Genomic DNA, 18,414 nt, shown 5'->3' with positions numbered 1-18,414 from the left:
TTATTCCGAGACGTAGACAAAACCATAGAAAGTTCGGAGGCTATGCTACGAATTGGCTTTATTTCAATCCTGCTCAATAGGCTGGCCAAATAATAGTCCCAAACATACTCTAAGGTCTGTAAAAAACGATCCGCTATTTTTTGTTTATAAATCGTCCAAAAAATTATAGTATTTGTTTAATGAGCCTTCGTGCCCGGCCTGATTGATCCGTCGTTTGGGTTGATATAAACTACTGCGACGCGTTCCTATAATTAAAAGACGCCCCTTATATTTTTGTATTGCTATCTCGCTAATCAGCGCTTCCTACTACATAACTAAATCATAAATTGACCTATAATTAGCACAACAAAAACACAAAGTTTTTTTTATTTAATATAAAGACTATTTAGTAACTTACAAATTTGGATCTTACATAGGCACCCTTATATTTACATTGATCTTCAGACCTTTATACTTTTCTACTGAAGCTTAAAGCCACCATCTTTACAACCCATTTATATTATGAATTTCGCTCAGCGAATACATCTATTGCCCTTTTGTGACTTATTAAACACGTTTGAAACGGTTCAAAAAGAAATTTCCAGACGAAATGAATTCATAGATCGTCTTCCCACCTATCTCTTAAAAAATTTACCCCTCACGGTTCAGACCCGTGATTTACTGTACCGGATGATCAACGAAAAAATGGTAGCCCCCGGCGCAAAAAAACCAGGAGATAAAACCCTGAGTGACATGTTCAAATTGCTCAGGACCGAAGACTGGCTCCGAATCAAGTACCTGAACAGCCGGTCCTTCCTGGAGATACAGGATGTCCTGGCAAATTGTAAAGCTCCCCTTGAACGGTATTACGGGGAACTACAGGGTACTACATTGAAAGGGTGATCCGTTTTACGTGCGTGATTTTGTGATGACCGGTTCTTTTTCGGCGCGCCAACGGCTTGTGCCGCATCAACATCAATTGACCTTCCTCTTTTTCTACCACTTGTGGCAAGCTTCCTTACGCTGCCGACATTTAGCTGACGGGTGTGACAGTTGCCTTTATACCGGTGCCTGTCAACGTCAGCCGGCGTGTGCTTCCGTTCGACCTATCTCCCATCACAGGCACCTTCGTCAGTCAGGTTATCCTGATCAGCAGAGTTGGTAAGATGTATCCAGTTGCTTTGGTGGAATAAAACGGCGAACGGTCAAACTGGGTCACCAATAATTCGCCTGTAGCCCCGTACCTTTGCACCCGACCGCTTTAGCGGTATAAAACGAACCGCTTCGGCGGCCAAACCGACCGGCACTGTGTACGTCAAACCCAAAAAAGAACTTGGCCAGCATTTTCTGAAAGACCTTGGTATTGCACAACGCATCGCCGAACTCCTCAATGGACATGGGGCTTATACGCAGGTTCTCGAGATTGGACCTGGCACAGGTGTTCTCACGCAGTTCCTGCTGACAAACCCGTCTTACGAAACGTACGTAATTGAGATTGACCGCGAATCGGTCGATTACCTGAAGGTGCATTTCCCCGCGCTGGACGGGCGCATCCTGGGTGCCGACTTTCTGAATATCCGGCCCGATCTGCTGCCTAACAAGGTGCCCGGCAATACCGGCTCCTTCGCTGTTATCGGTAATTTTCCGTATAACATTTCCAGCCAGATCCTTTTTAAAGTTCTGGAAATGCGGGACCGTGTGCCCGAAGTAGTCGGTATGTTCCAGCGCGAGGTAGCACAGCGCATTGCATCGGGACCCGGCAACAAAGAATACGGTATCCTGAGTGTGTTCATGCAGGCCTGGTACGACGTCAAGTACGAGTTTACGGTCGACCCAGAGGTGTTTAACCCTCCTCCTAAAGTCCATTCCGGTGTGTTGTCCTGCCGACGTAACGATAAGACTGAGCTGGGCTGCGATGAGCGAAAGTTTATGCAGGTTGTCAAGCACGGGTTTGGCCAGCGTCGTAAGACCCTGCGTAATGCCCTCAAGCCGCTAAATCCGCCTGAAGATGCCCTGGCCAGCCCTTTTATGGATAAGCGGGCCGAACAGTTGAGCGTTGCTGAGTTCGTGGAGTTAACGAAAATAATGATGAGCGCTGAGTGATACATAGCCTTTTCTCATCAATCACCGCTCATCGCACATCACCAGAAACGTGACTTTCGAACTTACCAAAGATTACCTCGATCACCTGCAGTCGGCTATCGACGCGGGCGATGACACGTTGCTGCGATCGGAGATGGAGGAACTGTTTCCTGCCGACATTTCCGGGATTCTCTACGAGCTGGACCCCGAACCGGCTCGCTACCTGCTGGGCCTGCTCGACAGGGCCATCGGTGCCGAAATCCTGGCCAACCTCGATCCCAACGACCGGCCAAGGCTGCTCAAAGCCTTTTCGTCCGAAGAACTGGCTCCCTTCATCAACCTGATGGACTCTGACGATGCCGTTGATTTACTCAACGAGCAGGCCATTCAGGTACGCGAAGAGGTCATTGGCTTACTCGAAGACCGCGAGCAGGCACGCTTTATTCTCGATCTGCTCCACTACGAAGATGGGGTGGCGGGTAGCCTGATGCAGAAAGAATTGATCAAGATCAATGTCAATCTGACCGTTAACGCCTGCATCGAAGAAATCCGCCAGCAGGCAGAAAACGTCGAAAACGTCTATGCCGTATATGTTATCGACGATAACGGAAAACTCCTTGGCCTGGTATCGCTCAAAAAGATCGTACTGGCCCGTAAAACAGCTAAAATCGCTGACATCTACGACGACGATGTCGTTTATGTAGAAACATATCGCCCCGTAGCGGAGGTTGCCGAGGTGATGCAGAAGTATGACCTGGACGCTATTCCAGTCGTGAACGTACAGCAACGATTGCTGGGCCGGATCACGATCGATGACGTGGTCGACGTCATAACGGAACAGGCAGAAGAAGATATCCAGGTTATTTCGGGTTTGTCTGGCGAGGTTGAAGAGGACGATACCATCTGGCAGCGATCTAAAGTCCAGTTACCGTGGCTGGTGGCCGGCGCGGTGGGTAGTCTACTGGCTGCCACCGTCATCAATGGCTTCCAGAGTGAGCTGGGTAAAATAGCCGCCCTGGCCGCATTCATTCCTATCATTGGCTCAACCGGCGGCAATGTTGGTATCCAGACCTCATCGCTGATTCTCCAGAGCCTGACCGATACGTCGGGGTTAAGCACAACCCTTGGTCGGCGGCTGATTCGAACATTGCTGGTCGCTATTATCAACGGCCTGGTCGTCGGCTTGATCGCGGGTGCCTACACCTTCATTATCGGCGAACCGCGTTTATTTTTCGTCATCGCTTCGTCGCTGTTGGCGGTGGTACTACTGGCGTCGTTTATGGGAACAGTAACGCCCCTGTTGCTCAACCGGATTGGTATAAACCCGGCCGTAGCGTCGGGGCCTTTCATCACAACAGCCAACGACCTGATCGGTATTGGCGTGTACTTTATGATTGCCCAGTGGCTACTGGCAGAAGTGTGATGCAGTACCACCCCGAGGGCGCTGTCAATCCCAGAAAGAGGGCCAGTCAATAGACTGGAGACGTAGGTGTTTCGGCATCTGCTCCCTGATCCTTATTTTTGAGCCCGTTTTGCCTTTGGCTGACCGGGTATTCGTTCATAAACTGCTGTTCAAATGATTGCCGTTATTCAGCGCGTTTCGCAGGCTTCCGTGACCATAAACAACCAGGTAAACGGGCAAATTGGGATCGGATTTCTGGTGTTGCTGGGCGTCACCCATACCGACACCCAAGAAGACGTCGACTGGCTCAGCAAAAAAATTGTGGGTATGCGCATTTTCAACGATGCCGACGATAAAATGAACCTTGACCTTACTTCCGTGGGAGGAGATATTCTGTTGATCAGCCAGTTTACCCTCCACTCCAGCACGAAAAAAGGCAACCGACCCGGCTTTACCGAGGCCGCCCGACCCGAACTGGCAACGCCACTTTACGAACAGATGATTGCCCAGTTGACTCACGACCTGGGTAAGCCGATTCAAACGGGTGTGTTCGGAGCTGACATGAAAGTCAATCTGCTCAACGATGGACCGGTAACGATCCTGATCGACTCAAAAAACCGGCAGTGACTATTATGGCGTAGCGGGCTGGTGTCTCTACCAGCATCATCCCGCTACGCCATCCAACCCGTAAACCGTTGTCATTATGCAGAAAAACGTACTGGGTTCCGATCTGGGCGGCTGTTGTTCCAACCCAGTGACCGGTTTTTACCGCGACGGCTTTTGCCGTACAGACGACCAGGATCAGGGTCGCCATGTTATCTGCGCTATTGTTACCGAATCCTTTCTGAGTTTCACCCTGAGCCGGGGCAATGATCTGACCACACCCCAGCCAGCGTATCAGTTTCCCGGTTTAAAGCCCGGCGACCGCTGGTGCCTGTGTGCCCTGCGCTGGCGTGAAGCATATGAGGCAGGAATGGCCCCACCCGTACTACTGGCCTGTACGCACGAGCGAGCCTTGCAATACGTCACGCTGGATATGCTTCGGGCATCGGCCTTCGAGGAGTAGACCGTTGAACAGCTTAAGTTCATTTTTTTCGTACTACGATCTCATTTTAGGCGTTGATTCCCTGAAAACAACTACTTTTACTTAAACCAGCCCATCGCCTATGTAGCTACCGGTAGCTATATGGGTAGGAAGCCCGAATGGATTTTTTGCCCGCTGACCTTACCGCTTACGCCGAAGCGCACACCTCACCCGAAACGGAGTTACTCAGCCGACTCAGCCGGAATACCCGCGCCCACGTGATGGCACCCCGTATGCTGTCAGGTCACCTTCAGGGCCGGTTTCTATCCATGATTGCCCATCTGATTCGGCCCCGGCGTATTTTAGAGATCGGCACCTATACCGGTTATTCAGCCTTGTGCCTCGCCGAAGGACTGACCAGCGACGGTCGGCTTATTACCATCGACCACAACGAGGAACTCGAATCGTTCGCTCGCTCTTACTGGCAGCAATCGCCCCTGAACGATAGAATAGAGTTGCGGATCGGCTATGCTGCGGACGTTATTCCGACACTTGATGAAACCTTCGACCTGATCTTCATCGACGCCGACAAACGGAACAACGCCTTATACTTCGACTTGGTTATCGATAGCCTGCGGCCGGGTGGACTGCTGCTGGTTGACAACGTCCTATGGAGTGGCAAGGTTATTGACACAGTCAAATCAACCGATCAGGATACAGCCGCTGTGCTGGCTTTCAACAAAAAAATTCAGGATGATCCACGCGTTGACAATGTGCTCTTGCCCATTCGTGACGGCATTATGATGATTCGTAAATCTTAGTTATTGACACATGCAGAAAAGATCGTACTCCCTAACCCTACTCTTACTCCTGATTGGTTTCAATGTGTTGGCCCAGGGCTCAACACCAGCTGTTCCAACTCAGGTAACCTTTGCCGATATATCGGTACGCTTCGACGCCGACGCCCAGCGCATCATTCAGCAGGACGTTAACGCCCTGCTGGCCAACCGGCAATACTGGACCGCTAAACTTGACCGGGTGGCGCTGTACTTCCCCATGATCGAATCCATTCTGATCGACGAAGATGTACCGGCCGATTTCAAGTACCTCGCGGTTCAGGAGAGCTCACTTACGCCCGATGCGGTTTCGTCCTCGTCGGCAGTAGGCTACTGGCAATTCAAGCGCGAAACCGCCATCGGTAACGGACTGCGGGTCGATGATGAAATCGATGAGCGCAAAAGCATTACAGGGTCGACGCGCGGGGCAGCCAGATACCTTAAAAAGAGCAATGGTCAGTTCAACAACTGGGTTGCTTCGCTATACTCCTATTACCTGGGGGCAACGGGCATTACCAAACTGGTTCCGCCCGATTGGTCCTACGCCCGTGAGCTTACCCTCGACGGCCGGACCGACCGCTACATACTGCGCTTTTTCGCGCATAAAATTGCCATTGAAAGCGCGCTCAAATTCCACCAGGCCAGCAATCGCTTTGCGCTGATCGAATACCCCAGCGGTGGCGGGAAGACGATACCTGCCATTGCCGAAGAGCTGAATGTCGATGAGTTCGAACTCCGCAAATACAACCGCTGGGTGCTGGGCGAAACGGTGCCTACCGATAAAGCCTACGTAATGGCGATTCCGGTACTGAACGACCAGATCAACGACATACGCCAGAAAATTGTCAGTGTGAGCGGCCGGAAAACGCCCAACTTCGTACAGAACGATGTAGGGTTTCCTGTACTACGCCGGGTTTCGGGCGGTTCAGCCGGCAAGAACAGCCCTGTTCTGTACGAGATCAATGGACTACCCGGTATTCAGGCTCAGGCTGGTGATAATGCCGCATCGCTGGCCCGGAAGGCAAAAATCAGCCTGTCGAGTTTCCTGCGGTACAACGACATGAGCGACAGCGATCCTGTCATCACCAACGATGTTTATTATCTGGCCAAAAAGCGAAAGAAAGCACTGGTCCCTTTTCATACGGTTCGGGAGGGCGAAACCTCCCGCAGTATCTCCCAGCGTTATGCGCTGCGACTCAAGAAGCTGATGCGTTTCAACCGATTGGACCGGATACAAAAGTTAGCGGTTGGCCGGGTCATGTGGCTCCGCGAGCGTCGGCCCAGCAATAAACCCGTTGAAATCATCAACTCCCCTACTGCTCCGGTATATGACCAGACGCCCAGCCCGTCGGTTGCCGATGTGGTAGCGGCTACATCACCCGAACGCAGCGCATCCCGTTCTGTCACAGGCAGCGACGATATTCCACGCAAGCCATCTGAGCGTAAACTATACCAGCCCAAACTGGTAGGTGGCGGAGTGACACCAAATGATGGCACATCGGAACCGGCAACCGTTCAACGGACGGAGCCAGCGCGTCCGGCCCGCCAGTCGGCTCCGGTTACGCGCCCCTCTGCGGGTGGTTCGGCATCGACCGACGCCGATGGGTCACAGCGGGTGGTGATTGTACGTTCGACAGAAACCGACCCCTCAGCCAGCCCGGCAGAACCAGTCAGCCGACCCAAAACGGCAACTACCCGGCCTTTGTATCCCCCGGCAGCAGCCCAATCATCGGGCCGGGAGAGCACGGCTTCGGAACCCACTCTGGTTATGGATGAACCCACCCGCAGCCAGCCCGCCAAAGCATCCTCTGACGTGAACCAGCCAACGATAGAACGGGGTCGCTACGATGGTCCACGGGAACAACAGGCTGATGGATCGCTGACGGTACCGGCTAAAGCTCCTCCCCGTCCAGCCGCGCCAGCCGTTATCAAAAGCGAATCGCGCGAGAGACCGGCAGAGGTGGCCGTGACCGAGCCCAAAGGAAGTACCCCGGCGGGTAGTCGCTCTACCGCTACGGTATCGACACCGGTTGACCGCTCGGCTACTTCCCATACGGTCGAACCCGGACAAACCTACTACAGCATTTCCCGGCAGTATGGCCTGACCGTCGACGAGTTATTGACGCTGAACAACCGCACAACCAACGATGTGCTGGCTACAGGCCAGAAACTTACGGTGAAAGCTACAGCGGCAACGAAGCCCGCCCAATCGGCAGAGACAACCTCAACGGGCGTCTCCTACCATACCGTAGCGAAAGGTGAAACCATGTTCAGGATATCAAAAATATATGATGTCACCATCGAGCAGATCCAGGAATGGAACAACTTGACCGACGTTGGGGTGAAAGAAGGTCAAAAAATTAAAATCGTAAAGTAACGTTTAGCCCATTGTTGTCCACAGAAAGCCGTTGGTTCCACAGTAGGGATCAACGGCTTTTTACTGATGACCACCATTGCGGGTTGCTTCGTATCTTTACAGAGCGTACCTGTTAGCCAGACCCGGTTAGGCAGACAGGTCGATTTTCAATCGCTTTACAACCATGATTTTATTAGACAATACCTGCATCAGTGACGACGTAGCTGAAAAGTTTTTCGTCTGTAACCTGGACAAATGCAAAGGAGCCTGCTGCGTGGAAGGTGACATGGGCGCTCCCCTCGAGGGCGATGAACCGGCTATGCTGGATCGTATTTACGAGGATGTGAAACCGTATCTCTCTCCCGAAGGAATCCGGGTTATCGAACAACAGGGCGGGTACGAATCCGATGGTGACGGGGGTTACGTAACCAGCACCGTTGGTGGCCGCGAATGTGTATATGCCACCTGGAACGACCGTGGCATTTTGAAGTGCGGCATTGAAGAAGCGTATAACGATGGTAAAGTTGACTGGAAAAAGCCAATCTCATGTCACCTTTATCCTATTCGCATTACAAAATACGAATCATTTCATGCACTTAACTACGATCGTTGGCCAATTTGTAGTCCGGCCTGTGGCTTCGGCGAACAGTTGAATGTACCTATCTACAAGTTTGTGCGTGAGGCACTTATCCGCGCGTACGGTGAAGAATGGTATGGCAGGCTAACCCGGGCGATCGAGGAGAAAACCCCCACAGAATAAGCCGTACTTTAAAAAATAGCTCTCTTAGCCGCTGGATACTATATAATTTGATACGTTAAATAATTTTCAACCCAATGTTAACGTTTATTATACAAAGTATCACCAACTTAGTAGAGTGATAGCAGTGCGGTGAACAGACTCACGTTTACCGCTAAAGAAATTGCTTAGTTTAGCATAAAGGTCCTTTTACAAAGGGAAGGTTGAACATCAAGATTTGGTGGCCACCCGGTCGCCAGTCTTGAAATGGTGTGGATAGAAGCGGAAAGCCGCCCCGATCTTCGGAGCGGCTTTTTTGTAGGCTGCTCTTCCCTAACTGCCTAACAAACATACACTAGAAGAGGCAGTTAGCTTCTTTTTAACAAGTTCGGTAACTAATAAACCGAATCGACGTTTTTAAATGAACCAAGCCCTGTGTATGTTGCCGATATGAAAATCCTAGTGGTAGAAGATGAGCCAAAACTGGCGTCATTTGTTAAGAAAGGACTGGAAGAGCAGTCATGTGAAGTTGACGTTGCTTTCGATGGACAGATGGGCCGCACAATGGCGCTCAACAACGCCTATGATGTCATTGTATTGGATGTCAACCTACCCAAAATGAATGGTTTCGATATCGTACAATCACTGCGCCAGGAACGAATCAGGACACCGGTACTGATGCTGACTGCTATGGGATCGATGGATGACAAACTCATGGGATTTGAAGCCGGTGCCGACGATTACCTGGTTAAACCCTTCGAGTTTCGGGAGCTGATGGCCCGTCTTCGGGCGCTCACCAAGCGAAGTTCCGACTCAGGATTACAGAGCAACGTGCTGAAAGTAGCTGATCTGGAACTGGACCTGAACGAAAAAGTAGCCCGCCGGGGCGATAGACGTATTGAGTTGACAGCCAAAGAATTTGGCCTGCTCGATTACCTGATGCGCAATCGGGGCCGGGTGGTCTCACGGGTCGATATTGCCGAGAAAGTGTGGGATATCCATTTCGACACCGGTACGAATGTTATCGACGTGTACGTAAACTTCCTGCGTAAGAAAATCGACAAAGACTTTCCTCAAAAACTTATTCATACCGTGATCGGTATGGGCTATATGCTGAAAGAGGAATGAACATCCGGACTCGCCTGACGCTGCTGTTTGTGCTGCTCGTTGCTTCGATCCTGCTGCTGTTTACGGTATCGGTCTATTACTTGTATGACCAGTTCCGGCAGCAGGAATTTCAACAGCGCCTTGAGGAAAAAGCCTTTCTAACAGTGCGATTGCGGGAAGATGTTGGTGAAGTACCCAGAGCGGATTTGCCGGTTATGGCCGATGAGCAGGTAACCATTTACAATGAACGTGGGGCGGTTTTGTACAATCAGGAAAGCAAACGCCCTCGTTTTTCGATAACCCCCTTTTTCCTGCGTACCATCAGTCTAAACCACCCTAAATACCTGCGTACAGGCGACCGGGAAGCGGTTGGCGTTCGCTATGTCAATGCACGGAAAGAAGCACTGATCGTTGTAGCATCCGGCAACGACCGTTACGGATTCAGTAAGCTCGATCGACTGCGGGAAATTCTTTTTTCGGGTTGGCTATTGAGTCTAGCCATTGTTGGTATTGCCGGTTATTTATTTGCTACCGATGCCCTGCGGCCCGTTGCCGAACTGATCAAGCAGGTAAACGCCATCTCGGCCACCAATATTCACATGCGGCTGCACGTGGGTCGACAGCGCGACGAATTAGCGTACCTGGCCCGTACGTTCAACGATCTGCTCAGTCGGCTTGAAGAAGCATTTGTCTCGCAGCGAAGCTTTGTTTCGCACGCTTCTCACGAGTTGCGTACCCCCCTGACCGTGATGATGGGGCAAATTGAAGTTACACGCCTGCATGCACGCTCCACGGGTGAGTATGAACAGGCGTTCGACGCCCTCCTCGACGAGGTTAAGAGTATGATCCGGCTTGTCAACAGCCTGCTCGAGCTGGCCCGCGCCAGCTCCGATGCCACTACACTTCATTACCTGCCCACCCGGCTCGACGAACTACTCTGGCAGGCACAGAGCCAGCTTGTCAGCAACAAGCCGGCCTGTCAGATCGACATCGATTTTGTGAACTTACCGGATCAGGAAGAAGACCTGCTAATTATGGCCGAAGAATCCTTATTACAAACGGCTTTCCTGAACCTGATGGAAAACGGATGTAAATATTCGGCCAATGGGCGCGTGTCGGTCCGTATTGCTCCCGGTGCCAGCCAGCTTCAGGTAACCGTCAGTGATACCGGCTCTGGCATTTCAACGGCCGATTTACCGCACATTTTCGAGCCCTTTTACCGATCCAACAATACCATGACCATTAATGGCCACGGTATTGGTCTGGCTTTGACCCACCGCATTATTCAACTCCACCGGGGTCATATATCAGTTGAATCGGTCGTTGGCAAAGGAACAACGTTTCGGGTTACCCTGCCCGTTGTTTATAGACAGCCTGCGTCATCCGGCAGTTCCTCAGATGCTGAGTCAACAAAATTACCGGACTCATACAACGTGTAATAGCAACCGTCGGCCCTATGCAGTGAATGTAAACGCTATTTGGCTAACCATCGCAACGCCTGACCCGACAACGCCACTTCGGCATTCGGCGAAATAGTGGGCAGAAATGTTTCGTAATCTGTATTGTTGAGTTGCACCCCGCTCGAATCCTGAACGACCAGCCGCAGCGACTGGTAGCGATCGGTACCCAAAACGGCAAAACTATGCTGGCTTATCGACAGAGATAGTGGGCCGGAGACTGTCATATGGTTGGTACGTAATCGGGTGTTTCGAAGCGATAGGGCCAGATCGGGGGTAGAAACATGTTTCAGGGTCAATCGCCCATTGGTTATCCGCAGGCTACGTACCGTTGGCAACTGTAACAACAACCCTACGCCTAATTCATGGAAAGCATCGTTCCTGGGCTGGTGTTCGCCTTCGTAATCGGGCGTAAACGTAATAAACAACGTGTCGCCTTGCTGGCGAGTGTGATACAGCAATCCGTAAGCTGGGTTCACCAGTGCAGTGGCCGTTTTGACATTACCCTCAACGACAATTTCGGCCGCGGGGGATGCGTCGATTACCAGATGCGACGCTGTCGGTAACGGACGGCGTTCGAAGTCCTGATTAGGATTGGACCAGTCCAGTTTATCGAACTGCTGCTTGAGCAATACGTCTGTTGCCACCATACCCGTCAGGGTTACAATCGTTATGATGCCCAATAATATATGGCTTGTTTTCATCGTATGTGGGTGTTAGCGTTAACATAATCGTCGTAGCGGGTCTGAATCTCGTTCAGATCAATTCCGAGTAGGGTCAGGTTTTTGAAGAACTGGGGTAAATCGTTCTGCAAAAACTGCTCACGCCGAAAAGCGCGAATTTTATCGAGGGCCTCGTCGGCGGGGAAATAGCCAATGCCTCGCTTGTTAGCGATAACGCCTTGCTGGCTCAGAAACTCGTAGGTACGCATTACGGTGTTGGGGTTCACCTCCAGCTCGGCGGCCAGTTCACGAACAGACGGAATCCGGTCGCCCGCTGTCCAGCGGCCCAACAAAATCTGCTCACTAACGTACTCAGCGATTTGCAGGTATATGGCTTGTTTATCACGAAAATCCATGGTTATACCTCCCGCTCTTTAAGCCTGAAGTAGGCAGTGATGTACAGAAGGACACCTATGGTAATGACCAGCGTATAACGGAGTTGATTGCCCAGCGGCTGGGGGAGCGCTATCGTCCGGTAGCTACGCTGGTCTGGTGACCGGACGATAGCATCATCGAAAGGTCGTATACTAACCGCGTCATTTATATTGGTCATATTGTACGCAATAAATCTATTGCTCAGGTATAAAAAGACAAGAAGCAAAAACGCCATTACGGCCACAGTAGCCAGATTATACCACCGAAATACCAATAGGAATGCCAGCGCAAACGGGTGAAATAAAACCGTAATCCATACAATTACATTAGGTATGTTTTTATCTGTTGACGCGTAGAAAGGTGTCAATTGTGCCAGTCCGCCCCTCATTCTTATCTGCTCCACCTGACCAGCATTCCAGTCCCGATTGTTTACGTAAGAAACCCCTATCAAATCCATTAGCGTAAAACACGTCAGGTAAACCAGCAGGAAACAGATACCTGTTACGAACCAGATCAGGAGTATCTTCTCAACCTGTGAAGCGGGTTGCATAAAGTAGGCCATGGAGCGCTCTTTGTTATTCAGCGTGTCGGTTTGCTGCCAGATAAATACATACCAGGCTATCCAACCAGGAATAAACAGGAGTGGTAGACGTAGGCTTTCTACTTCAGGCGGAGTTTCTGAATAGATCAGGATAAACGCAACAATCATAACGCCCAGCAAGAGTACCAGACCAGCGAGCAGTTGCCCTCGGTTCGCTACAAAGTAGTGGTGTAAAAGCCGCCCGAAACGAGCAGGTGAAAAGGTCTGGTTCATATACGGGATAGGTTTGTGTTTGCCGAAAGCAATTGGCTAATCCTGGCCGGATTGGCTTGTACAGCGTTGAAGAGTCGTTCCAGATCCAGGCGGTTTGGCTCGGCCGTCCGATTTTCGGCAACAACGGCATAACCACCTACGGCCCTCTCTGAATATAAAAGTTGACTACCTGCTTCCAACTCCGGCGTCAATCCAAACCAGAGCCGCTCCGTTATCGTCTCCATACCAGCGTTGAGACCAATACCCATAGTTCCGTTGGGATTAGCCGCCAGAATGATAACAGGGTCGATAAGGGCTTCGAGATCGCGGACCTGATGGGTCGAGATAACAACCGTTCGACGCTCATCCACAGCCCCGGCTACCAGCCGCCTGAACTGGCTTTTCGATGGAATATCGAGTCCGTTGGTGGGCTCATCCATTAGCAGAACAGCGGTATTCGTGGATAGCCCAAACCCGATAAGCACCTTTTTCTTCTGACCATACGACAGTTCATTCAATTTCTGATCGTCGGCCAACCCAAACTCATCCATGTAACTGGCCATCTGGGCACGATCGAAACGCGGGTAGAAGGAAGCATTACTGGTTATGAACTCCCGAATGCGAACGGGCGGCACATAAAACTCTTCAGGCACCAAAAACAGATCTTCAAGAAAAGCAGGTTTACGGTCAGACGGGTTGTATAGGCCAGCACGGATAGTACCCGATTTCGGGTACAGTAATCCCGATAGCAAATGGAGCAGCGTGGATTTACCCGCGCCATTCGGCCCAAGCAGGCCGTAAATCGACCCGGGCACCAACGTCAGTGATAGTCCCTCGTACAATAGCTTGTTTCGCCGATAGCCAAAGGACAGGTTTCGTAGCTCTATCATAAATAATAAAGACTTAATGGTGTATTAGATAAATAGTACACTGCAATAGTAATACGTTTTTTCAACTAATCAACCAGTCAATGAAAAATATTATTGCAAAGGACGAACTCTGGCAGTGTCTTTAACCGGGACACCGGACCGCACTACCGGGGGTTTGACATAAATTAGCCTACCTTGTCGAACAACAAAGCCGCTACCATCTTTCTATGTCGTCATTAATAAGCAATACCCGAATCCTGCTAGCCTCGCGCCCGGTGGGCAACCCAACCCCTGAAAACCTCACGATTGAAACTGTTGAGCAACCCAATCCCGAAGCGGGTCAGGTGCTTGTCAAAACCATCTATGTCTCGCTCGATCCCGCCATGCGCGGCTGGATGAACGAAGGCAAATCATACATCCCTCCCATCCAGCTTGGCGATGTTTTTCGGGCGGGCACCGCCGGACAGGTCATCACATCGAACCATCCGGACTACGCCGTTGGCGACTACGTGACAGGTAGTTGGGGCGTTCAGCAATTTGGCCTGCTAACCGGTGTTTCCGATCAGGCCAAAGGCGACGATATTCGTAAGGTTGACACCACCATTGCCCCGCTGGAAACGTACATGGCTACGCTCGGTATGCCTGGTATGACGGCCTATTTTGGTTTACTCGATACGGGGCAGCCGCAACCCGGCGAAACCGTCGTGGTATCGGGAGCAGCCGGAGCCGTGGGTAGCGTCGTTGGCCAAATTGCCAAAATCAAAGGGTGTCGGGTGGTGGGTATAGCCGGCGACCAGGAAAAGTGTGATTACTGTGTCAACGAACTAGGATTCGATGCCTGCGTTAACTACAAAACCGGCGACCTCCGCAAAGCCCTTAAAGCGGCATGCCCTGAAGGAATAGATGTCTATTTCGACAACGTGGGGGGCGATATTCTGGATACAGTTTTGACCCAGATCCGGCGCAAGGCCCGCATCGTCATTTGCGGGGCTATTTCGCAATACAACAATACAACACCTGTTAAAGGACCGTCGAACTACCTGTCGCTGCTAACCAACCGCGCCCGGATGGAAGGCATCGTCGTCTTCGACAATGCCGCTAATTATGGAACGGCTGCCCGGGAAATGGCTGATTGGATCCACGAAGGGAAGCTGGGTGCCCGGGTTCAGGTTGAACACGGCATCGACAATTTTTTGTCTACCCTGATGATGCTCTTCACCGGCCAGAATTTCGGCAAACTGCTGTTAAAGGTCGACTGAGCCAACCTACCTTCATGTACTCATGAACTACAACAAAAGTAAAATCAGGTAGCTGGTTGAACTGAACACAAACAAAAAAGGCTCAACCGTGTTGGTCGAGCCTTTTTTGCACTACTGCAAACCACTAGTTGTCTACTTTCTTAACTTCTTTCTTCATGCTTTTGTGCATGCTTTTCATATCTTTTGCGGCTTCAGCCTTCGTGTCGTCGCCCGCTTTTTTAGCGTCCTTCTTCATTCCTTTGGCTTCATGCTTCATTTCCTTATGCGCCATTTTGGCTTCTTTCTTCACGTTGTCCTGAGCGAAAGCAGCACCCGACATCATGACGATGGCAGCGGCAGCGAAAATCATCTTTTTCATACTTGATGGTATTTAGTGATCGGTTGGAATTTGGTATATAAACAAGGAAAACTTGTAATCGTTTATTAAACGTCTATTAAATCAAACGCCCGTCGCGAATGTGACGGGCGTTTGATCTACTACTGAGGTTTATTGGCTGGTTTTGTACTCTTGAACCGGTTCCCATTTTCGGTTGGTCCCTGTAATACCTGCTTACCACTTTTGGGCTTTGGCTTCGCCGGCTGGTCAGGTCGCTGCCCGTTCACCTTTTCGGTCAGGGCCTTTTGCTTCTCTTTATCAGACACGCGCATCGCGGCACTGTTGTACTTGTTGCTGCTTTTAATGCTTTCACGCTGGGCAATAGCCATAGCGGGTAGTAATGCAAAAAGCGCAATGGAAAAAAGCGTTTTCATAGCTATTTAATTTTAGGGCGGATTAGGATTCCTTTCCGTTAGAAATCACAATTAGAACCTGTTCAGGATTTCACGTTGGACTGTGTTTCAGCCAGGCGGTCGGTAGTAGCCTGGACGGCTACGTCCGGGAGTGAAATGGAACGCACTACCCGGACGTGGCCGTCCAGGCTACTACCGACCATTTCCTGCCAGTAATCCTAACCAGATTCTTAATTACGTGAGTTCTCTTTCTTCTTTTTCAGCTTTTTAGCTTTCACCGGACTACCTCCCGTCATTGTACTGCTAGTGGCATCGGTAGTGGTGGTCATGCCGCCATTATTGTTCGAACCAGCTGTAACGCTACCCGCACTGTTCTGCTCCAACGTATTACCCGTTCCTACTGTAGCGTTGGTGTTGGCCGTTCCATTGGTGTTGACATTGGTAGGATTCTGGTCGGCGGTATTCGTCCGGGGTACCGTGTTGGCAGACGACGATCCATTATTGGTTGTACCTGACGTAACGCTACCTGCGCTGTTCTGCTCCAGCGTTGTTCCGGTTCCGGTCGTACCGGTCGTTGTGGGGGTTGTCGACTGGTTATTTGTAGAATTCGTATTCGATTGCTGTGCTGCGGCTGTTCCTGCAATGAGCAGGACAGCGGCAAACGTGGCTAATGCATTTTTCATAGTCATTGAGTTGTCTAGTTTCTCTGATAACTCAACAAATCAACAGGGGTTTATAAATGATAACAAAAAATGGTAGAACGAGCCGTTCTACCATTTTCAATCCTGATAACTACTAAGAAAGGTAAAGGAGACTATGAGGAGCGATAGGCCATTTCATACATTGATTTGGCATGTGGACCCATGAAAAGCCGGGCATACATCCGTATAATCGCCAGGCCATCGATAATAAAGCTGAGCGCCACAATCAAGGCCAGTAGGGCCTGATCCTCATGGATATGGGTAAAGATCAGGTCTTCTCCAATAAACGTGGGTGTAATGGGGAAGCCTGACAACCCCAGACAGGCAATCAGAAACAGCAATGCCAGTTTCGGATGCTTGTATGCATGACCATGAAACTGGTTCAGGCCTGTATCCTGCTCGACCTTTTTCAGCCAGCTGATACACCCTAACCCCAGGATACCGGCAACAACTATTCCGCTCAGGTATAAGTAAACCTGTTCAATTTTGAACTGCTCGTTGAACGAGATGGCCAGCGCAATCCAGAAGTGGTTGAACATAATGAGAACCCAGCTCATGCGCGTCTTCATCCGCTCGGTAAAGGCTTTTAGCACCATCAACAGGCCGATGGAGGCAAATACGACAGGCAGATAAGCCCGTAACTGAGCGGGCATTGGCCAATTCATGTAAAACCCGATTATTCCAGCCAGAAAAACAGGCAGCGAGAAGGCCACGACGCGGGTAATGGACAGGAAGTTCAGCTTTCGGCCTGCCCATTTCAGCGGATTCCATAAGTACTGGTACATCATCGAGTCCAGATTCCATTCCCGGATGCACAGCATGTAAACTGTGTACTGTAGCTTTTGAGGAAAGGAGTCTTCGATCGACCGCTTGTGAGGGACAGGCGTATAAAACTGTTCACGAATCAGGTAGGTGACAACCGATGGCGATACCAGCAGCTGGTAAGTTCTCAGGAAAGCGTTACCGGCGAAGTGAAACAGGGCTAGGTTCTCAAAACCAGCGGCAACCTCGATAAACATCAACCCGATCTGGGCAATCGATGCATACGCGATCTGACTTTTCACCGATGACTGTACCCGGGCGATACCCGTTGAAATAACGGCGGTAATAAGTCCCAGCAAGCCAATCAGAATCCGAACTGACAGTTGATATTCCCAAAACGGAAATGTGCGGATCAGCAGAAAAACACCCAGGTGGACCGACAGGGACCCGTAGAAAATGGCGCTGGATGGGGTTGGGCCTTCCATAGCCCGGGGTAGCCATGACGAAAACGGCAACTGTGCCGATTTCGCCAGGGCCGACAGCAACAGCATGAGCGAGATAAAAATACCAACCAAACTATGCCCCTGAAGATGCTCATGGACAAGTTCATAGTTATTGATTTGTGAGAATGTAATATTCTGATGCCACAAATGGTGGCTCATCCACATAGCCAGAATCAAACCAACATCGCCGAGCCGGTAAATGGAAAACACTTTTACGGCATTTTTTACCGGCAGATACCGCTCACGGTAGAAAGCGATCAGCAGGAAGGATGAGACGCCCAGCAATTCCCAGCCCACGAACAGCGTCTCCAGATTACCGGAAAAGATGGTGACGTTATAACCCAGAAAGAAGAACAGTATGGTATTGAAAAATCGTTTATAACCCGCTTCCCGGTGCATGTAGCGCCGACTGTAAGCTGTTACGATGAACGTCAAAAACGACCCAACAATCAGGTAAACCGCTGTAACCTTATCAAAATCGAAGTCGATAAAAAATTCATACCCGCTGGCTTTCACCAGAACGATCTCTTTCATGTCGAGCGTTGGATAGCCATTGGCAATCCAGTAAGCCAGAAAGGAAAAGGCACCAGCCAGATGCAGCATCACGGCAACATGTGTCACCCAAAAGATAAACGTTTCCTTTTTGGCTGGTATTAACAAGCTAAGCAGAAAGCCAGCCAGTGGGAGTAAAATAAAAAAATGTAAAAGTGACGACATAACTA

At 50.5% G+C, this 18,414-nt stretch carries 19 protein-coding genes; 11 read left to right on the top strand and 8 right to left on the bottom strand.

The annotated features are described in order from the left end of the window. Window positions 1-732 precede the first annotated feature (732 nt). The 10 genes from FH603_RS19575 (at window position 733) to FH603_RS19530 (ending at window position 10,961) form a co-directional block, all read left to right on the top strand. Entirely contained in the window at window positions 733-882 is a 150-nt protein-coding gene (locus FH603_RS19575; RefSeq protein WP_186739387.1) for a hypothetical protein, read from the top strand. Window positions 883-1,287: 405 nt separating this feature from the next. Next, window positions 1,288-2,082, top strand: coding sequence for a 16S rRNA (adenine(1518)-N(6)/adenine(1519)-N(6))-dimethyltransferase RsmA (rsmA, locus tag FH603_RS19570; protein WP_186739386.1), 795 nt, complete (start codon window positions 1,288-1,290; stop codon window positions 2,080-2,082). A 49-nt stretch (window positions 2,083-2,131) separates the two neighbouring features. Next, window positions 2,132-3,484, top strand: a complete 1,353-nt coding sequence (gene mgtE / locus FH603_RS19565; RefSeq protein ID WP_186739385.1) for a magnesium transporter — start codon at window positions 2,132-2,134, stop codon at window positions 3,482-3,484. 153 nt (window positions 3,485-3,637) lie between these two features. Continuing rightward, window positions 3,638-4,090, top strand: a complete 453-nt coding sequence (gene dtd / locus FH603_RS19560) for a D-aminoacyl-tRNA deacylase (RefSeq protein ID WP_186739384.1) — start codon at window positions 3,638-3,640, stop codon at window positions 4,088-4,090. A 76-nt stretch (window positions 4,091-4,166) separates the two neighbouring features. Beyond that, window positions 4,167-4,529, top strand: a complete 363-nt coding sequence (locus FH603_RS19555; RefSeq protein WP_186739383.1) for a DUF2237 family protein — start codon at window positions 4,167-4,169, stop codon at window positions 4,527-4,529. Window positions 4,530-4,666: 137 nt separating this feature from the next. Continuing rightward, window positions 4,667-5,308 (top strand): O-methyltransferase, encoded by a 642-nt coding sequence (locus FH603_RS19550; RefSeq protein ID WP_186739382.1) that lies wholly within the window; start codon window positions 4,667-4,669, stop codon window positions 5,306-5,308. A 10-nt stretch (window positions 5,309-5,318) separates the two neighbouring features. After that, a complete protein-coding gene (locus tag FH603_RS19545) occupies window positions 5,319-7,700 on the top strand; it encodes a LysM peptidoglycan-binding domain-containing protein (protein ID WP_186739381.1) in 2,382 nt (793 codons plus the stop codon). A gap of 163 nt (window positions 7,701-7,863) precedes the next feature. After that, window positions 7,864-8,439 (top strand): DUF3109 family protein, encoded by a 576-nt coding sequence (locus tag FH603_RS19540; protein ID WP_186739380.1) that lies wholly within the window; start codon window positions 7,864-7,866, stop codon window positions 8,437-8,439. 426 nt (window positions 8,440-8,865) lie between these two features. After that, window positions 8,866-9,543: a response regulator gene (locus tag FH603_RS19535; RefSeq protein ID WP_186739379.1), complete on the top strand. Its 678-nt coding sequence runs from the start codon at window positions 8,866-8,868 to the stop codon at window positions 9,541-9,543. Continuing rightward, window positions 9,540-10,961 (top strand): sensor histidine kinase, encoded by a 1,422-nt coding sequence (locus tag FH603_RS19530; protein ID WP_186739378.1) that lies wholly within the window; start codon window positions 9,540-9,542, stop codon window positions 10,959-10,961. The genes FH603_RS19535 and FH603_RS19530 overlap by 4 nt, the downstream gene beginning before the upstream one ends. 35 nt (window positions 10,962-10,996) lie before the next feature. Here the strand turns inward: FH603_RS19530 and FH603_RS19525 are convergent, their stop codons facing one another. From FH603_RS19525 to FH603_RS19510, 4 genes are read right to left on the bottom strand one after another with little or no spacing between them, the layout of a single operon-like run. Next, the gene (locus FH603_RS19525) at window positions 10,997-11,683 is read right to left on the bottom strand and encodes a hypothetical protein (RefSeq protein ID WP_186739377.1); all 687 of its coding nucleotides are present in this window, start codon (window positions 11,681-11,683) and stop codon (window positions 10,997-10,999) included. Then, window positions 11,680-12,057, bottom strand: a complete 378-nt coding sequence (locus FH603_RS19520) for a GntR family transcriptional regulator (protein WP_186739376.1) — start codon at window positions 12,055-12,057, stop codon at window positions 11,680-11,682. The genes FH603_RS19525 and FH603_RS19520 overlap by 4 nt, the downstream gene beginning before the upstream one ends. A gap of 2 nt (window positions 12,058-12,059) precedes the next feature. Next, window positions 12,060-12,890: a hypothetical protein gene (locus tag FH603_RS19515; RefSeq protein WP_186739375.1), complete on the bottom strand. Its 831-nt coding sequence runs from the start codon at window positions 12,888-12,890 to the stop codon at window positions 12,060-12,062. After that, window positions 12,887-13,759: an ABC transporter ATP-binding protein gene (locus FH603_RS19510; protein ID WP_186739374.1), complete on the bottom strand. Its 873-nt coding sequence runs from the start codon at window positions 13,757-13,759 to the stop codon at window positions 12,887-12,889. Before FH603_RS19510 ends, FH603_RS19515 begins: the two co-directional genes overlap by 4 nt. A 206-nt stretch (window positions 13,760-13,965) precedes the next feature. Between FH603_RS19510 and FH603_RS19505 the strand changes: the two genes are divergently transcribed. Continuing rightward, the gene (locus FH603_RS19505) at window positions 13,966-14,997 is read left to right on the top strand and encodes an NADP-dependent oxidoreductase (protein WP_222439560.1); all 1,032 of its coding nucleotides are present in this window, start codon (window positions 13,966-13,968) and stop codon (window positions 14,995-14,997) included. Between the two features lie 124 nt (window positions 14,998-15,121). Here FH603_RS19505 and FH603_RS19500 read toward each other — a convergent pair whose 3' ends face one another. The 4 genes from FH603_RS19500 to FH603_RS19485 all read right to left on the bottom strand — a co-directional run bounded on the left by FH603_RS19500 (window position 15,122) and on the right by FH603_RS19485 (window position 18,409). Continuing rightward, window positions 15,122-15,355 (bottom strand): hypothetical protein, encoded by a 234-nt coding sequence (locus FH603_RS19500; protein WP_186739373.1) that lies wholly within the window; start codon window positions 15,353-15,355, stop codon window positions 15,122-15,124. A 119-nt stretch (window positions 15,356-15,474) separates the two neighbouring features. Further along, on the bottom strand, window positions 15,475-15,747 hold the full coding sequence (locus tag FH603_RS19495; protein ID WP_186739372.1) for a hypothetical protein: 273 nt from the start codon (window positions 15,745-15,747) through the stop codon (window positions 15,475-15,477). A 209-nt stretch (window positions 15,748-15,956) separates the two neighbouring features. Beyond that, window positions 15,957-16,409 carry a hypothetical protein gene (locus tag FH603_RS19490; RefSeq protein WP_186739371.1) on the bottom strand — a complete coding sequence of 151 codons (453 nt, stop codon included), beginning with the start codon at window positions 16,407-16,409 and terminating at the stop codon, window positions 15,957-15,959. A 131-nt stretch (window positions 16,410-16,540) separates the two neighbouring features. Then, a complete protein-coding gene (locus FH603_RS19485) occupies window positions 16,541-18,409 on the bottom strand; it encodes a proton-conducting transporter transmembrane domain-containing protein (protein ID WP_186739370.1) in 1,869 nt (622 codons plus the stop codon). Window positions 18,410-18,414: the final 5 nt, after the last annotated feature.

Source organism: Spirosoma utsteinense, from assembly GCF_014282275.1.
Taxonomy (GTDB): domain Bacteria; phylum Bacteroidota; class Bacteroidia; order Cytophagales; family Spirosomataceae; genus Spirosoma; species Spirosoma utsteinense.
Note: the sequence above shows the minus strand (reverse complement) of the source record. Positions and strands in the feature narration are given on the sequence as shown.

What these genes read in the sequence shown, in the direction of transcription:
- FH603_RS19550 (WP_186739382.1), top strand. Translation starts at nt 4,667, where the DNA reads ATGGATTTTTTGCCCGCTGACCTTACCGCTTACGCCGAAGCGCACACC.
- FH603_RS19575 (WP_186739387.1), top strand. Translation starts at nt 733, where the DNA reads ATGTTCAAATTGCTCAGGACCGAAGACTGGCTCCGAATCAAGTACCTG.
- FH603_RS19515 (WP_186739375.1), bottom strand. Translation starts at nt 12,890, where the DNA reads ATGAACCAGACCTTTTCACCTGCTCGTTTCGGGCGGCTTTTACACCAC.
- FH603_RS19520 (WP_186739376.1), bottom strand. Translation starts at nt 12,057, where the DNA reads ATGGATTTTCGTGATAAACAAGCCATATACCTGCAAATCGCTGAGTAC.
- FH603_RS19525 (WP_186739377.1), bottom strand. Translation starts at nt 11,683, where the DNA reads ATGAAAACAAGCCATATATTATTGGGCATCATAACGATTGTAACCCTG.
- FH603_RS19545 (WP_186739381.1), top strand. Translation starts at nt 5,319, where the DNA reads ATGCAGAAAAGATCGTACTCCCTAACCCTACTCTTACTCCTGATTGGT.
- FH603_RS19485 (WP_186739370.1), bottom strand. Translation starts at nt 18,409, where the DNA reads ATGTCGTCACTTTTACATTTTTTTATTTTACTCCCACTGGCTGGCTTT.
- FH603_RS19495 (WP_186739372.1), bottom strand. Translation starts at nt 15,747, where the DNA reads ATGAAAACGCTTTTTTCCATTGCGCTTTTTGCATTACTACCCGCTATG.
- FH603_RS19540 (WP_186739380.1), top strand. Translation starts at nt 7,864, where the DNA reads ATGATTTTATTAGACAATACCTGCATCAGTGACGACGTAGCTGAAAAG.
- dtd (WP_186739384.1), top strand. Translation starts at nt 3,638, where the DNA reads ATGATTGCCGTTATTCAGCGCGTTTCGCAGGCTTCCGTGACCATAAAC.
- FH603_RS19490 (WP_186739371.1), bottom strand. Translation starts at nt 16,409, where the DNA reads ATGAAAAATGCATTAGCCACGTTTGCCGCTGTCCTGCTCATTGCAGGA.
- FH603_RS19535 (WP_186739379.1), top strand. Translation starts at nt 8,866, where the DNA reads ATGAAAATCCTAGTGGTAGAAGATGAGCCAAAACTGGCGTCATTTGTT.
- FH603_RS19555 (WP_186739383.1), top strand. Translation starts at nt 4,167, where the DNA reads ATGCAGAAAAACGTACTGGGTTCCGATCTGGGCGGCTGTTGTTCCAAC.
- FH603_RS19505 (WP_222439560.1), top strand. Translation starts at nt 13,966, where the DNA reads ATGTCGTCATTAATAAGCAATACCCGAATCCTGCTAGCCTCGCGCCCG.
- FH603_RS19510 (WP_186739374.1), bottom strand. Translation starts at nt 13,759, where the DNA reads ATGATAGAGCTACGAAACCTGTCCTTTGGCTATCGGCGAAACAAGCTA.
- FH603_RS19500 (WP_186739373.1), bottom strand. Translation starts at nt 15,355, where the DNA reads ATGAAAAAGATGATTTTCGCTGCCGCTGCCATCGTCATGATGTCGGGT.
- FH603_RS19530 (WP_186739378.1), top strand. Translation starts at nt 9,540, where the DNA reads ATGAACATCCGGACTCGCCTGACGCTGCTGTTTGTGCTGCTCGTTGCT.